10 protein-coding genes, 4 pseudogenes and 1 riboswitch are annotated in these 15697 nt (G+C 35.1%); of the genes and pseudogenes, 10 read left to right on the top strand and 4 right to left on the bottom strand.

Features of this window, described 5'->3' with window-relative positions; translation table 11 throughout:
• Positions 1-153 precede the first annotated feature (153 nt).
• Positions 154-1242: a tetratricopeptide repeat protein gene (locus tag ACQKNR_RS22225; RefSeq protein WP_427320646.1), complete on the top strand. Its 1089-nt coding sequence runs from the start codon at positions 154-156 to the stop codon at positions 1240-1242.
• A gap of 233 nt (positions 1243-1475) precedes the next feature.
• Here ACQKNR_RS22225 and ACQKNR_RS22230 read toward each other — a convergent pair.
• Positions 1476-1725: pseudogene (locus ACQKNR_RS22230) on the bottom strand (IS6 family transposase); the annotation flags it as partial.
• Positions 1726-2052: 327 nt separating this feature from the next.
• Here ACQKNR_RS22230 and ACQKNR_RS22235 point away from each other — a divergent pair.
• Together ACQKNR_RS22235 and ACQKNR_RS22240 are read left to right on the top strand one after the other, a co-directional pair.
• Positions 2053-2763, top strand: a complete 711-nt coding sequence (locus ACQKNR_RS22235; RefSeq protein ID WP_427320648.1) for a cupin domain-containing protein — start codon at positions 2053-2055, stop codon at positions 2761-2763.
• Between the two features lie 859 nt (positions 2764-3622).
• The gene (locus ACQKNR_RS22240; RefSeq protein WP_427320650.1) at positions 3623-5386 is read left to right on the top strand and encodes an FAD-dependent oxidoreductase; all 1764 of its coding nucleotides are present in this window, start codon (positions 3623-3625) and stop codon (positions 5384-5386) included.
• Between the two features lie 26 nt (positions 5387-5412).
• Here the strand turns inward: ACQKNR_RS22240 and ACQKNR_RS22245 are convergent.
• A pseudogene (locus ACQKNR_RS22245) lies at positions 5413-5825 on the bottom strand (DDE-type integrase/transposase/recombinase); the annotation flags it as partial.
• Between the two features lie 87 nt (positions 5826-5912).
• Here ACQKNR_RS22245 and ACQKNR_RS22250 point away from each other — a divergent pair.
• Positions 5913-6488 carry a TetR/AcrR family transcriptional regulator gene (locus ACQKNR_RS22250; protein ID WP_427320652.1) on the top strand — a complete coding sequence of 192 codons (576 nt, stop codon included), beginning with the start codon at positions 5913-5915 and terminating at the stop codon, positions 6486-6488.
• 58 nt (positions 6489-6546) lie between these two features.
• Positions 6547-7767, top strand: a complete 1221-nt coding sequence (locus tag ACQKNR_RS22255) for an MFS transporter (RefSeq protein ID WP_427320654.1) — start codon at positions 6547-6549, stop codon at positions 7765-7767.
• Positions 7768-7862: 95 nt separating this feature from the next.
• Here ACQKNR_RS22255 and ACQKNR_RS22260 read toward each other — a convergent pair.
• Positions 7863-8449: pseudogene (locus tag ACQKNR_RS22260) on the bottom strand (IS6 family transposase).
• 197 nt (positions 8450-8646) lie between these two features.
• On the opposite strand from ACQKNR_RS22260, the gene ACQKNR_RS22265 reads away from it, so the two are divergent.
• The 3 genes and pseudogenes from ACQKNR_RS22265 to kdpA all read left to right on the top strand — a co-directional run bounded on the left by ACQKNR_RS22265 (position 8647) and on the right by kdpA (position 12178).
• Positions 8647-9399, top strand: coding sequence for an SDR family oxidoreductase (locus tag ACQKNR_RS22265; RefSeq protein ID WP_427320656.1), 753 nt, complete (start codon positions 8647-8649; stop codon positions 9397-9399).
• A 126-nt stretch (positions 9400-9525) separates the two neighbouring features.
• Positions 9526-10128 (top strand): annotated as a pseudogene (locus ACQKNR_RS22270) (transposase); the annotation flags it as partial.
• Positions 10129-10268: 140 nt separating this feature from the next.
• A riboswitch (cyclic di-AMP (ydaO/yuaA leader) is annotated at positions 10269-10410 on the top strand.
• Positions 10411-10510: 100 nt separating this feature from the next.
• On the top strand, positions 10511-12178 hold the full coding sequence (gene kdpA, locus ACQKNR_RS22275) for a potassium-transporting ATPase subunit KdpA (protein ID WP_427320658.1): 1668 nt from the start codon (positions 10511-10513) through the stop codon (positions 12176-12178).
• Positions 12179-12243: 65 nt separating this feature from the next.
• Here the strand turns inward: kdpA and ACQKNR_RS22280 are convergent, their stop codons facing one another.
• Complete coding sequence (locus tag ACQKNR_RS22280; RefSeq protein WP_427320660.1) at positions 12244-12789, bottom strand: helix-turn-helix domain-containing protein; 546 nt, start codon at positions 12787-12789, stop codon at positions 12244-12246.
• Between the two features lie 154 nt (positions 12790-12943).
• Between ACQKNR_RS22280 and ACQKNR_RS22285 the strand changes: the two genes are divergently transcribed.
• On the top strand, positions 12944-14284 hold the full coding sequence (locus ACQKNR_RS22285; protein ID WP_427320662.1) for a D-serine ammonia-lyase: 1341 nt from the start codon (positions 12944-12946) through the stop codon (positions 14282-14284).
• A 152-nt stretch (positions 14285-14436) separates the two neighbouring features.
• On the top strand, positions 14437-15684 hold the full coding sequence (locus ACQKNR_RS22290; RefSeq protein ID WP_427320664.1) for a DUF445 domain-containing protein: 1248 nt from the start codon (positions 14437-14439) through the stop codon (positions 15682-15684).
• The last annotated feature ends 13 nt before the right edge of the window (positions 15685-15697 follow it).

Consider the following 15697-nt stretch of genomic DNA (forward strand, 5'->3'; position numbering starts at 1 on the left):
TTTATTTTCAGAATTATTCGCATGCTCAACTTGATTAGTAAGGTTATTTTATTGAGAAATATCTTCTTGAATAAATATTTAGAATATTAAATGTATTTATTGATTCATTTTTGGTATTATGTAATTAATTTACAGATAAAGGGGAAAGAGTCTATGAATGTACAAGTGATTACAAAAGAGAATGTAAAGACATTTCTTGATAAATGGTATCTTGAAATTCGCATGCAAAATGTTGAAAGCGCAAAAGAATTAAAAAAAGAACTTGAAGTTGAAATTGAAAATATAAAAAAAAATCAAGATTTAATGCTTTACTACTCACTTTTAAGATATAGATATGCAGTCTTGGATAAGACAATTTCTATAGATACAGATAAGATTCAATCCTTGGACATTCCTAAAGACAGTCTGATGGAATATTATTATTACTTTTTTAGAGCATCTCATGAAACTTCACTTGGGAATTATAAAAAGGCAAAAGAACTATATGAAAAAGCAGAAACTAATTTAAAGTATATTCCTGATGAATTAGAAGAAGCGGAGTTTTATGTTGAATATGCTATATTTTACTCTTATATCCATCAACCACTTATGGTTATTGAACATGTATCTAAAGCAAAAGCCATATTCTCTAAACATATAGGGTATGAATTTAAAATAGCAAGTTGTTATGACGTATTAGGACATGCATACATACAACTAAAAAGGTTTGAACATGCAGAAATGCATTTAATCACTTCTATGGATATTATCCAAAAAAGAAATAATAAAAATGATGAGAACTTTATTTTAAGAACAACACACAATTTAGGATACATGTATTCGGAACAAAATCGTTCCAAGCTAGCGATTCGTTATTTATCGGAAGTAACAAAAAAAATGCCAAATCATTTTAGAACTATTTTTTTAGAAGCTAGGGAAAATTTTAAACTAGGTGAAACAAAAGTCGCATTAAAAATGATTGAAAAGGGGATGAAGGTTTCTAAGGAATTAGATCAAGAAGAATATGAACATCACTTTACTATTTTAAAAGCAATAATTCAAGAAGTACCAGTTGAAGAATTAGAAAAGATCATCGCAGAAAGCTTTATCTTCTTTGAAGAAGAAGGCCTATGGCAATATGTCCTAGAATATTCAGATATATTGGCAGTTCAACTTTATGAGAATGGTCACCCTTTAAAAGCGGGTAAATATTTTTACCTAGCTCATAAGGGAAGAAAAGAAGCGGAAAAAAAGGGACTTTAAAATGAAAAAATAATGGTTGAAGCTACTAGTCTTGTATTTACGGAAATCTTATTAAGTGGATTGAATACCTCTTCTAATGAGTCGTAGAATGTCCAGCAAATTGTAAATTCTACATCAAAAGATACCATAAAAATGATAAGTGATGGCAAATACAATGATTGAAAAAGGCTGGAGTTGCCCCAAAAGTCGGTGAAATTGACTTATGAGACAGCTCTTTGCTCTTTTGCACAAAATAATCGCTTCATAAATAGATGAGCCACTTGATGATTGTATATTCTACGAAGTTGAAGATCTAAAGAAAATAGTACCAATCTCTTTTAACTTTAATATACGTCTCATCTAAATGCTAAGCAGAGTCTGCAGCTCTGTTTTTCTTTTCAAAATATGATAAATCATATGCATCAAACGCATGATTGTGGTAGAGGAAACGGAAACTCCTCGTTTTTGTTGGACCTCAAATACATCAAAATGGCTTAAAGAAAAACAGCCAAGAATTGTTTTATCTATATAAAATCGAATTTTTGATTCTCCGTATTCTTTTTCTAGGGTGTAGTCTTATTTAAAAAGCTTTGCAACAGAACCTTTTTGACGTCTGTATAAAAATTCTGAATTGTATTTTGATTATGTTCGTATAATCGATGTAAAATTATAATTTTAAAAAACATATAAAATTAAATGTTTTATCAATCTAATTTTTCTGGAAAATAACTTCCTAAATTTTTATTATATGTTAAAATAACATTGTTTTTCAAATTTAATCCATTTTAGGTATTTGCAGAACAAAATATCAAATTACTAGGAGTGAAATGTATGATCCAAAAAATGCATACTAAAGAGCAGAGCGAAGTCCAAAATGACCACTTGGGAGATTATAAGCCTTTCGATTTTCCGGAGTTATTGAAGGATGCGAATGAGCCTCTTATCCTTGGGCCAGCAGGAGAAACATTTGATTTTATTCAGACGGGAAAAACAACGGGTGGCAAGTACCTATTTGCCAAGTTGGTTGTACCTCCACATGTTGGACCACCACCTCATGTACATCACTGGATAGATGAATGGTTCTATGCTCCGAATGGGGGATTCTCAATATTTGTAGGTAAGAACACGTATCCAGACCTTGAGAAAGCGCCAGGTAAAGGTGCTCCGAAAGATACATTGCAAATAGTACAAATGCGACCTAAGGAGTTATTTTATGTTGAAAGAAATATCGTTCACGGATTTGCAAATGTGACAGATAAGCCTCAAGAACTCTATTTAGTGTGGACACCTGATACACCGGATGTTTCATTCCTTCCGTACTTTTTAAACGCAGGAACAATTCGCGATCCCGAGAATCCAGATCAAATACCAGATTTCATGTCAAAGATTAGGCTTGTGAGCATGGCTTCTACATATGGAAAAAATCAAAGCGATAGTTTCTGGCAATTCGTGGAGAAGGTCGAGGAGATTGATCACATTCCTAATATGATAGATAATCGAGAAAGGTTACTAGAATTGATGGTAGGCAAGAATGAGTGCTAGTTGAGAAGGGGAAAATGAAACACATTGCGGTTGTTGATTGTGGCCTTGGCGAGCTGCAATTTCCGTGATATTTCAAAATTGAGATTTTCGATTGTAGTGTATTTTAGGAATCTGAGATTTTCAAAAATTGGTGCTGGAATTCATCTCACTCCTATCGTGGTTAAAGCACTAGAATGAGCTAGACTAAAAGAAAAGTTCATTGGAAGCTCAAGACATTCCCGAGCCGAAATACATATACAGGAGATACAATTACCGAGTTGGTCTTGGGTGATGCAATAATTGAGCAGTGCGGTTCACCCTACTTTACGGTTCAGCATGGCGATTTTCGTACATTGATGGTCAATAGCTCAGTCCTGGACGCTTAAATTTGGAAAGCGTCTAAAAAACTTATCGATTATGGTAACGAGGTCCATTTGTATTTCGCTGATTTAGTTATAGGTGCAGATGGATTGGGAGCTGTTGTCGGAATATCGGATGTTTAAATTTTTTATCTTATTACTTAAAGAAGGCATAATTTTGTAGTTTTGTTAATTTGAGTAAACTTGGAAAGAATCAGTATCTAACAAATGAGCTGAAAAAATGGAGAGCGATGACTGTTGCTTCATTGCTTATTATTTGAATGAGCAGCGTAATCGGTACTACTTTGTTGCTAGATTTCCGCAAGAGGAATGAGACTCGGCATGAGCGAGTTGCAAAGAATTTCAAGTAAAAACAGTTGGATGCGGCCACTCTGATCCGGGGTGGTTAGCTTCTTTTGAATCTTGAAATTTACCTTTTGCCAGCACAAAAGAAAACTAATTCGATATACCTCTATTAAAATTAAAAAGTTTCATAGAATAAAAGAAAGTGAGGATGTATTATGCTGGAAACTGATGTTGTGATTATTGGAAGTGGGCCTGCAGGCTCATCTGCTGGATTGATGTTGAGCTCTTACGGAATCAAGAATACTATCGTCACTAAACACAGGTGGTTGGCGAACTCTCCACGTGCTCACTATGTGAGTCAGAGGACAATGGAAGTTATCCGAGACCTTGGCATTTCCGATGAAGTGATTGCGAAGGCATCTCCAAAAGAAATTATGGGAGATGTAGTGTTTTGTACCTCCCTCACAGGAGATGAGATCGGTCGATTTCCTTTTGGAATGAACAGTCCACAGCGGACTACGGATTATTTGGAAGCTAGTCCGTGTGAACAATATGATTTGCCTCAGCATCTCTTTGAACCGATTCTACTTTCAAATGCTGCAACTCGTGGTTCACACATCCGCTTTGATACGGAATACCTTTCTCATCTACAAGATGCGAAAGGTGTAACGGTTGATGTGCTAGATCGCCTTACTGGGGAGATATATCAAATTCGATGCAAATATTTAATAGGTGCTGATGGAGCAGCTAGTAAGGTCGCCACGGATTTAGGTTTGCCGATGGCTGGTGAGATGGGGAAAAGAGGTAGTATCAGCATCATCTTTGATGCCGATCTGACTAAGCACATTGCTCATCGACCTGGGTATCTGTGGTGGATTATACAACCTGGTGCAAATATCGGTGGAATCGGTTTAGGTTTGTTGCGCATGGTAAGGCCTTGGAATGAATGGCAAATTGTGTGGGGCTATGACATTAACCAACCTGCACCAGAACTAACAACGGAAGAGGCTATTTCCATTTGCCGTCAACTGATCGGTGATGCTGAAATAGAGATTAAGATAAAAAGCAAATCCATCTGGACGGTTAATGAGATGTACGCTACGCAATATTCCCTTGGTAGGGTATTTTGTATGGGGGACGCGGTGCATCGTCATCCACCATCCAATGGACTTGGTTCAAATACATCAATTCAAGATGCATATAATTTGTGTTGGAAGCTTGCGTTCGTGCTGAAAGGAAAAGCTGGATCAGAGTTACTCGATACCTACAGTGTCGAACGTGCCCCTGTTGGTGAAAGGATAGTAAAACGTGCTAATAAAAGCGTTCGAGAATTTAAACCAATATTTGAAGCACTTAACCTTGATGGACAGTACAGCGCTGAAGAAATGATGACCGGTATCAAATCGCTGAAAGGGACTAGTAATTCGGATGCTGTCATGCGAGCAAAACTCAGGGAAGCCATAAGTCTCAAAGCATATGAATTTGCGGCCTTGGGCGTGGAAACGAATATTTACTATCATTCGACGGCGATTAGTGGTAAAGGAATCCAAAAAACTGATCCAGAATGTGACAAAGACCTATACTATTTCCCTTCATGTATTCCTGGTCACAAATTGCCTCATGGTTGGTTGGTTCGCGATGGTATCAAAATCTCAACCTTGGATTTAGTAGGTGGAGGGCAGTTTACCCTGCTTTGTTGGCTTCAAGGTGAGGATTGGGTCAACTCAGCAAGACAGCTAGTAGCCGATACTGGTATCGACATCGAGGTTGTGCAAATCGGTCCAGGATTGAGCGTGCAGGACCCTTACGGCGACTTGGCACGACTTTGGGGAAGCGACGAGCAGGGATGTCTTTTGATACGACCAGATGGATATATCGCTTGGAAGGGCAATAACACGGCTCTTGCAGACGATGTTTTACGTGAACACGTCCAGAGCGTTTTAAGTCTCAGTTCCGCTGCGAAGTTGGAAAAAATATAGTGAGGTCTACAGATTGTAAATAGGTTTTAAGCACTTGCTACTAAGTGCTGTAGTTCTTTGTACACTGAAAAGACGGAGTCTGATTCAAGACTTCGTCTCTGTTTATTTATGGGCTGAATCGTTCTAATCTCTTTTAAGGTATGTGAAGTAGGACGAATATTTTGGAAGTCAGAAGATTTCGCAAGTCGTCGTTATATATGTCGATGCTTAGTGGTACAATGTTTTGTACGTACATAAAGGCCGCTTGATGATCGCTTGTTCTACGAAGTTGAAAATCTAAAGTATACTTATCTCCATTAATTGCACGATAAAGATAGCAACAATCCTCTTTAACTTTGCTGTACGTCTCAACTATATGCCAAGTATTGTGTGCAGTTTTGTTTTTCTTTTTCAAAATTTGATAAATCTAATTACGATAATCATGCACCCAACGCATGATTAATGGAAGACTTAATTTCAAAAATTTTTTCTGGACTTATCGTTCCGAAAAATTTATACTAAATTATATGATAGGGGGTGTTGTAAAATGGGTAGACGTATTAGTTTTAACAAAGAACACGCTTTGAATAAAGCTATGTATTTATTCTGGGAAAAAGGTTATGACGCTACATATATCTCAGATCTTATTGAAACGATGGGAATAAGTCGGTCTACTCTCTACGATAGTTTTGGAGATAAGGATGAACTATTTAAACTGGTTTTAGAACATTATAAAAACTATAGCTATCAAAAGAGAAATTTACTTTTTAGTGGTATAAACACCAAAGCATCACTTAAATCCTTTTTTTATCAACATATTGAAAAATGTTATTCAGATGATATTCCCAAAAGTTGTATTATAACTAATTCTTCACTGCTTATTGGACATATTGACCCATCCATAGAAAAAATACTTATAAATGATTTTAATGAACTCGAAAAAGTATTTAAGCAAGTCATTGAAGAAGGAAAAAGGAAAGGGGAAATTTCACAAGAGGCTAATTCTGAATTAGTTGCATATTCTTTATTAAGTTTAAATCATAGCATTAATTTTATGTCCAGATATAAAAAGGAGAAAAATTTAGCCTATCATTTAGTGGATAAGACTATTGCAGACCTATAGTCTTTCTTTTTTAAGAATTCCGGAACGAACGTACCAAAAAAATAAATAAATAAAAGGAATGATAAAGTTGACTAAAAAGGAAAATTTTCTAATATTTATTTTGGCAATTAGTTGTGGTTCACTTGCTGCAAATATTTATTATGCACAACCAATTGTACAATTCATGGCAAAAGATTTGAACATCTCTTCTGACTTATCCGGCTTGCTCACTACCTTGACACAAATTGGGTATGGATTGGGATTGTTTTTCATCGTGCCAATGGCTGACTTATTTAAAAGTAAGAAAATAATAAGCATTCTTATTGGCCTAACTATTATTTCATTAATTGGTACGCTAATTTCGACAAACGGAATTGTTTTTTTAATATTAACAACTATAATTGGCATTGGAGCCTGTGCGGCTCAAATGTTAGTTCCACTAACAATGAGAATTGTGCCTATTGAAGAGACAGGTAAATATGTGGGTAAAGTGATGAGTGGTTTATTAATTGGGATTATGATTGCTCGTCCATTATCTATCGGAATAGCTGACTGGTTTGGCTGGAGAATGGTATTTCTTTTTTCATTAATAACACTAGTTACCGTATTACTGTTAATTATAAAATTTTTGCCTAACTATGAAGTGGTATCGACTAGTAACATGTTATATCCAGATTTAATAGCTTCTATGGTAAAACTACTAATAAATACTTCTCCGTTACAACAAAGAGCTTTTTATCACGCATGCTTATTTGCAACATTTAGTCTTTATTGGACAGTTATTCCCATTTTATTAAGGTCAGAGCCATTACATTTTTCAAATAATGAAATTGCATTATTCGGCTTTGTTGCAATAGCTGGAGCTTTATTAACTCCTACTATTGGTAAAATGGCAGATAAAGGTTATATTTTTACAATGACTAATGTATCAATGGTGCTCGTACTATTATCTGTTGTACTATTATTTTTCGTTCAAGATCATTCACTATTTAGTATAATTTTAATACTTATCTCAGGTATTTGTATTGATATTGGTGTAGCGGGAAATTTATTATTAGGTCAAAAAGTTATCTTTGGTTTGAATCCAGAGATAAGAAATAGACTAAATGGATTATATATGACTATTTTCTTTTTGGGAGGAGCCTTTGGTTCATGGATTGGAAGTTATACTTACTATAAATTTAATAGTGAAGTAACTTTACTCATTGGAGCAGCTTTGCCATTAATCGCCCTATTCGTTCATCTAATAAAAAATAATACAATAAATTTATCAAAAACCAAAAATAAATACATTTCCTAACTGTCAATATCCCCTCAAAATTAGAGGGAAATCTAATTTTGAGGGGAGTATTAGCATTATCGGTTCTGTTGCACAGTTAGAAAAATAAGAGATTCCTACAGATTGGAATTAGGCTTAAGCACTCGTACTAATTGCTGTAGTTCTTTGTATACTGAAAAGACGGAGTCTGATTCAATACTTCGTCTCCGTGTATATAGGGATTAGATCGTTTCAATCCCTTTTATCGTACGTAAAGCATAACGAATATTTTGGAAAATCGCCGTTGTATATGTTGATGCTCCTGTTCAAACAGGTAATTTAGATGTTTAGCGGTACAATGCTTTGTACGCACATATAAGTTGTTCTTTTTCAGTTATTTGAACGTTCAAAGTAAGTCCGGATTCTTGTATGTTGTGATAATCGCGTGTTCTACAAAGTTGGAGATTAAAGTATACCCATCTCCATCAATTGTACGATAAAGATAGCCCCCCTTTAATTTTGCTGTACGTCTCACCTAAATGCCAAGCATAGTTTGCAGCTTTGTTTTTCTCTTTCCAAATTTGATAAATCAAAATTCTAGATTAATCCACCCGAAGCATGATTGTTGTAGGGTGAACGGAAACTCCTCGTTTTTGTAGAATCTCAGATACATCACAATAGCTTAAAGAAAACGACAGTAGTAGCCAATGGCTACCAAAATAATGTCCTTTTTGAATAGTTTCCCTTTAAAATATCACATTTATGATTCTCCTTATCCTTTTTCTAAGGTGTAGTCTTACTTAGAAAGCTTTACAACAAAACCAATTATTAAAACACCAGTGGTAATTCTGCAGTTTTTGTTAAAGGAGAAGGTAAACAAGTCTGTGTTACTCAACACTATAATAACAAAGGAGAGTTATTATGATAAAAACATTTACTGAAACACAAGCTTTGCGTGTTGCACTTGTTATAGGAGGTTCTGGTGGCATTGGACACGCCATAGTAAAAAAATTAGTCAAAAATGGATTTGCTGTAGCTGTGCATTATTCTGGAAATAAGCTTAAAGCGGATACTATAGTGAATGATATTATAAAGCAAGGCGGAAAAGCAATTAGTATTGGTGGAGATGTTGCAGATGAAAAAATTATGCAAGAAGTTTTCAATATAGTTGAAGAAAAATGGGGTGGTATTGATGTCGTAATCAATACAGCAGGTATTATGTTACTTAGCTCTATCGCAGATATGAACTTAGCTGATTTAGATAAAATGTACCGTACAAACATTCGGGGAGCTTTTGTGATTTCACAACAAGCGGCGCGCCGTGTCCGCAAAGATGGTGCAATTATCAATTTTTCTACTTCTGTTACTCGTACAAAATTCCTAACATATGGTGCTTACGTTGCAAGTAAAGCAGCGGTTGAATCAGTGACAATGGTATTGGCTCGCGAATTGCGTGGTAAAGATATCACAGTTAATGTGGTGGCTCCAGGTCCAACTGCAACACCATTATTCTTGGATGGAAAAGATGAGCAAACAATAAATAATCTTTCTAAAGCAGCACCACTTGAACGTCTGGGTACACCAGAAGACATTGCCGATACAGTAATGTTTTTAGTAACTTCAGGACGCTGGATTAATGGACAAGTTATATTTTCAAATGGTGGTCTTGCATAATAAAAATAGTTCTGGTGAAAAAATCATTTAATAGAGTTATAAAGCCCTACACAGTCTATGTGATTACAAATTATTATGCAATTCCAAACAGATTATGTATAAACTTCACCTGACGATGAAGTGTTGTCCTTTTTTCAGGTCCCCAATCATTTGGCTCCTATTTATCCTGGTTCAGGAGGATGTGCATACACAGCTGGTATTAAGATTCAGCTAGAGTATGATTTGCATAGTGGGAAATTTCTTAATTTTCAAATGAAACCAGGTAAAAATAATGGTAAAACCTTTGGTACAGAGTGTTTAGATATCTTACGCCCAGGAGATTTATGTATTCGAGATTTAGGGTGCTTTTCTCTAAAAGATTTAGACCAGATGGATCAACGAGGTGTATTCAATGTTTCACGGCTGAAGTTGAATAATAGAGTATACGTGAAGAATGAATCTCCAGAATTCTTTCGGGATGGAACAGTAAAAAAGCGATCTTTATATGTTTTACTTAACCTTGAAGATATTATGCATCAGATAAAACCAGGAGAAACTTATGAAATTTGAAATGCCTATATTGGAAAACAAAAATTACCCTCGCGAGTTGTAATATACAGACCCACATCAACTCAAATTCATAAACGTAGAAAACAGCAAACTTATGTTGAAAAGAAAAAAGGAGTTACATACTTTGAAAACAGCAAACGATTAACAGAAATCAACGTTTATATTACCAGCATACAATGGACAAGCATCCGTGTATCGTTATTTTTAGTAGTTATTTTGTAATAGTTTGTTGTAAAAAGAGAATTATATTTCTCTCTTTACAAGTACATTTCAGAGGAGTATATTAACAGTCAGAATAGCTCAATTTGTATTTGACAGCTGAATATGTATCGCTTAATCCATTATGGAGCGGGGGAACCAAATTTGTGCATATGGCACTAGGGGTGAATCCTTTTATAGGTAGGGCTACTCTCAAGGTCCGAATCCGACAGCTAACCTCGTCAGCGTTTTGAGAGGGGGGACTTGTGTATATTAAACACTAGGTGCAACCTAGTGTTTTCTTTTTTTATTCTCTTATTAGCAAAAAATGAAAATATGTATTCGTAAAGAGAGGGAGAAAAGAATGAGCTGGTTTACAAGTCTAATTACAATTGGTCTATTCGTGTTAATCGCAAAACCTATGGGAGATTATTTATATAACGCTTTTCAAAAGCATCATTTATTGCAAAAAGTATTTGGACCGATAGAAACAATATTATTTAAAGTGACTGGGGTTAAAGGTCATAGTCAAAGTGGTAAAAGATATGTCTTTTGCTTATTAATGACGAATTTTTCTTTTATTGTAGTCGTATATGCTATTTTTAGGCTACAAGGAATGTTACCGTTAAACCCTAATCATTTTGAGGGCTTAGAACCTACTTTAGCTTTTCATACAGCGATTACGTTTATGACGAATGCTAATTTACAACATTATGGTGGAGAAAGTAGCTTATCTTATTTTTCTCAAATGATAGGTGTAACGTTTATGATGTTTGCTGCTCCTGCCACTTCATTGGCAGTTGGTATTACATTTATTCGTCTATTAGCTGGGAAAAGAATTGGGAACTTTTTTGTTGATTTTGTACAATCTATTACACGTGTACTTCTGCCGATTGCGTTTATAACATCATTGTTATTTGTATTATTAGGAGTACCTCAAACGATAGATTCAACAGTAATCGTGAAAACGATTGAGGGAACTATACAAGAACTACCTCGTGGGCCGGTAGCTTCTTTATTATCTATTAAGGAACTTGGGGACAACGGCGGTGGTTTTTTTGGAACGGTATCTGCACACCCTTTCGAAAATCCTAATATGGTCAGTAATGTGTTACAGATGGTATTACAAATGCTAATTCCAATGGCATTTCCATTTGTATACGGTAGAATGGTCGGTAATCGAAAGCAAGGAAGAATGCTTTTTATATCAATGCTTATTCTTTTTATAATTAGTTTTTCGGTTCTTGTTACGACTGAATTAAAGGGGAATCCGCTGTTAAGTCAATTAGGAGTAGAAAGTTCACAAGGGAATATGGAAGGGAAGGAAACTCGTCTTGGAATTATCTCTTCTGCACTTTATGCGAATGTAACAAGTGCTTCTGGTACTGGTGGGGTCAATACGACTCATGATACGCTAACGCCGATTGGAGGAATGGTTCCGCTTGTAAATATGCTTTTAGGAGCGGTGTTTGGTGGTATTGGAGTTGGGTTTATGAATGTAATCATGTATGCGATGATTGCTGTGTTTTTAGCAGGATTAATGGTCGGTCGTACACCAGAGTTTTTAAATAAAAAATTAGAAGGAAAAGAAATGAAGTTAATTGCGATTACGATTGTATCTCAGCCATTACTTATTCTTGGAGTGGCGGCAATTGCTTTTTCTACTTATCATGGAACGGACGCTATTTCCAGTCCTGGTTTTCACGGTTTAACGCAAGTAATATATGAATATACGTCGTCAGCTGTTAATAATGGATCTGGATTTGAAGGGTTAAAAGATAATACACCGTTTTGGAATCTTTCAACGGGTATTGTAATGTATATCAGCAGATATTTAGGAATCATTACAATGCTTGCTGTTGCAGTAGGGCTTAAAAAGAAGAAGATTATTCCTGAAACGATAGGAACTTTTCAAACGGATACTCGTTTATTTGGCGGCATTTTGTTAGGGACAATATGTATAGTAGGCGCATTAACATTTTTACCAGTGCTTGTACTTGGCCCCATTGCTGAATTTTTAACGATAATTTAACTTTCTTAATGAATAAAACAGGCTAATCCATATTTTATAAGGATTAACCTGTTTTTATTTATGTATTAAAAAATCGGCGGAGTAACAGAAAATAAGACAATCGCATTTTTCTCAAAACGATTTACCCATTTATGTTTTAGATAAGCAGGTATTTTTACACTATCACCAGTTTTTAAAATGTACTCTTCTTCATTTAAATATAATGTAATTGTTCCGTCTAATACGAAGGCTAATTCTTCTCCTTTATGCTCTAGGACATTTTCTGATGAAGCAGTATTTGGAGGAACAGTCATAATTGCTGTTGCTAAATTTCCTGTGAAATCAGGTGATAACAATTCATACGATAAATTATCGATAATCATTTTTTTACGTTTATGAGAGCGTACGATTAAATCGTCTGTATTTGTTTCTTCAAGTAAAAAACTAAATGTTGGAACATCAAGGGCTTTAGCGAGCACTTTTAATGTTTGAATAGAAGGGTTAGCAGACCCGCGCTCAATTTGACTTAACATAGATGGTGTAATATCGGCCATCTTTGCTAGTTCTTTACTAGTTAAGCCTTTTTCTTTTCTTTGTTTTTCAATCTTTTTACCAATATCTATATTTTCCATAATTAAAAGCTCCTTAATAATTATTAAATTATATTTTAAAAAATTAAATTGAAATTAACTAAAATTATTTTTTATGTTAAACTATATTAAAATTAAATTAATTTAATTATAATTTATTGAATCGTAAGCTACAAGGTTATGAGGGGGAAGAGGAATGAAGGGAATAGAGAAACTAAAAGAGCAATGTCCACTATTAAACAACTTAATTGCAACAGAAGAAGTATTTTGGATAAACCCGAATATAGAAAATTATGAAACAGCGATAAAAGGCTCACCACTAAATGAAGAAAATGTAAAAGATGCGGAAGAGAGGTTAAAACGTTTTGCACCATATATTGCGAAAGTTTTTCCTGAAACGAAAGAGACGAGTGGAATTATAGAATCACCTTTAGTGAAAATACCTGCTATGAAGCAGTCTTTAGAGAAGAAATACGGGCAACCAATATTAGGAGAATTACTATTAAAGTGTGATAGTCAGCTTCCGATATCAGGATCGATAAAGGCGAGAGGTGGCATTTATGAAGTGTTGAAACATGCTGAGCAATTGGCACTTCAGCATGGAATATTAACTGAGAAAGACGATTATTCAGTTTTAGATAGCGACACATGTAGGAAGTTTTTTGCAAAATATTCTATTGCGGTAGGTTCGACAGGAAACTTAGGACTGAGCATTGGCATTATGAGTGCGAAACTAGGATTTAATGTGACTGTTCATATGTCAGCAGACGCAAAAGAATGGAAGAAAGATTTATTAAGAAGTAAAAATGTAAATGTTATTGAATATGAGGCTGATTATAGTAAAGCAGTAGAAGAAGGAAGAACGCAAGCTGAGGCTGATCCTAGCTGTTATTTTGTCGATGATGAAAACTCGCATGATTTATTTTTAGGATACGCAGTAGCGGCATCACGTTTGCAAAAGCAATTAGAAGAGTTAGAGATTGTAGTAGACGAAGAACATCCTTTATTCGTTTACCTTCCATGCGGAGTAGGGGGCGGACCTGGTGGAGTAGCGTTTGGCCTAAAGTTATTGTATAAAGACAACGTACACTGCTTCTTTGCAGAGCCAACACACTCTCCATGTATGCTACTCGGGTTAATGACAGGACTTCATGATAAAATTGCTGTTCAAGATATCGGGATTGATAATATAACAGATGCGGATGGACTGGCGGTAGGAAGACCGTCTGGATTTGTCGGTAAAACGATGGAACCATTTTTGAGCGGGAATTACACAGTAAGTGATGAAGAGTTGTATAGATTGTTAAAAGAATTGGCTGATACGGAAAATATTTATTTAGAGCCTTCTGCATTAGCGGGTATGAAAGGTCCGTTGAATGTATGTAAAGCTGAAAACGAGTATTTACAAAAAAAACAGTTAACAGAGAAGGTGAAAAAAGGTACTCATATTGTGTGGGGAACTGGTGGGAGTATGGTTCCAGAAGAAGTGATGAGTGGCTATTATAAAAAGGGTTTGGAATTAACGATAGCAGAGTAACGGAAAATGAGGCGATTTAAAGCCTCATTTTTTCATGTACATAAAATTCTTTGTTATTTTCACGTTAGTTCATTATAGTATAGATATAAAGGATTACTAATATCGATTAAAGAAAAGCTTTATTTTACATGATAAGAGGATGTGTGTATACGATGTCATTACAGACTAAATATATAGCGGGTATTTCACTTGGGGTTATGGGTGTAGGGTTTGCGGCTTCCATCCCTTTTCAAGGAACGATAGCTGGGGAGATTATACAAGGGGGATTTGAAGCCGGATTGGTTGGTGGACTTGCGGATTGGTTTGCGGTTACAGCCCTATTCCGTCATCCAATGGGAATCCAAATTCCACATACAGCTTTATTACCTAAAAATCGAAAGAGGGTAACGAAAGGACTCATTAATACGTTAGAAAATGAATGGCTGACGAAAGAAAGTATTACGAATAAAGTAAAAGAGATGCAGTTAGCACAAATGGTGCTACAAATTGCTGAGAGAGAAATGCAATCTGATGCTGTGAAAAAGGGGATTGTAACGATTACGGAGAAAGCGATTGTTACAATAGATACGGAAAAGTTAGCTGTTATTATTGAAAAAGAATTAAAAACGTATTTGCATACAATTAATACAAGTAACATCTTACAAGTGCTTGTTGATCAATTAGTTGTGCAAGAATATGATGAAAAGACACTTGATTACATATTAGTAAAAGTGAAAGATTGGACAGCGCAAGATGAAGCGCGTTACCAGCTTGGAAGTTTAGGAATGAAGGCGATGGAAAATATAAAAGTAGATGGATTCTTGCAGTTTACTTTGAAATCGTTTATGAATATTGTAGATGAAGATAAAATTGGAGGCATTTTGCAGAAGTTTATTATTAGCAATATTAACAGCTTACAAGATGCTGATAATAGTACAAGACAACTTATACTAGCGAAGATTCGTCAAGAAATTATAAATGTAAAAGAAAATGAAGCTTTACTACAGGAATTAGAAAATTGGAAAGAAAAATGGATTGCGAATTGGGATGCTACAGACAAAATAAAAGAGATGCTGGAGCAAGTACAACAAAGAGCAGTTGCCTTTGTAAACAATAAAGAATTTGCTGATAAATATGTTATTCCATTTTTAAAAACACAAATGAATAAAATAAAAGAAGACGAACAGACTGTTCAAAGAATAGAAGATTGGTTACAAAAACAAGTTGTGAATCTTGTTGAAAATAACCATTCGAAAATCGGAAAACTTGTGCAAGAGAATCTTGATAAGTTAGACGATAAAACTTTAATCGAAATGATTGAAAATAATGTAGGGAAAGATTTGCAATGGATTCGTGTGAATGGGGCTGTTTGCGGATTTATGATTGGGTTAGTTTTAGAAGGAATAAAAGCGATTATATGAGAAAAACCTTCCA

This window comes from Bacillus sp. NPDC094077 (assembly GCF_050279465.1).
GTDB lineage: Bacteria > Bacillota > Bacilli > Bacillales > Bacillaceae_G > Bacillus_A.

What these genes read in the sequence shown, in the direction of transcription:
- ACQKNR_RS22240 (WP_427320650.1), top strand. Translation starts at nt 3,623, where the DNA reads ATGCTGGAAACTGATGTTGTGATTATTGGAAGTGGGCCTGCAGGCTCA.
- ACQKNR_RS22265 (WP_427320656.1), top strand. Translation starts at nt 8,647, where the DNA reads ATGATAAAAACATTTACTGAAACACAAGCTTTGCGTGTTGCACTTGTT.
- ACQKNR_RS22250 (WP_427320652.1), top strand. Translation starts at nt 5,913, where the DNA reads ATGGGTAGACGTATTAGTTTTAACAAAGAACACGCTTTGAATAAAGCT.
- ACQKNR_RS22255 (WP_427320654.1), top strand. Translation starts at nt 6,547, where the DNA reads ATGATAAAGTTGACTAAAAAGGAAAATTTTCTAATATTTATTTTGGCA.
- ACQKNR_RS22290 (WP_427320664.1), top strand. Translation starts at nt 14,437, where the DNA reads ATGTCATTACAGACTAAATATATAGCGGGTATTTCACTTGGGGTTATG.
- ACQKNR_RS22285 (WP_427320662.1), top strand. Translation starts at nt 12,944, where the DNA reads ATGAAGGGAATAGAGAAACTAAAAGAGCAATGTCCACTATTAAACAAC.
- kdpA (WP_427320658.1), top strand. Translation starts at nt 10,511, where the DNA reads ATGAGCTGGTTTACAAGTCTAATTACAATTGGTCTATTCGTGTTAATC.
- ACQKNR_RS22225 (WP_427320646.1), top strand. Translation starts at nt 154, where the DNA reads ATGAATGTACAAGTGATTACAAAAGAGAATGTAAAGACATTTCTTGAT.
- ACQKNR_RS22235 (WP_427320648.1), top strand. Translation starts at nt 2,053, where the DNA reads ATGATCCAAAAAATGCATACTAAAGAGCAGAGCGAAGTCCAAAATGAC.
- ACQKNR_RS22280 (WP_427320660.1), bottom strand. Translation starts at nt 12,789, where the DNA reads ATGGAAAATATAGATATTGGTAAAAAGATTGAAAAACAAAGAAAAGAA.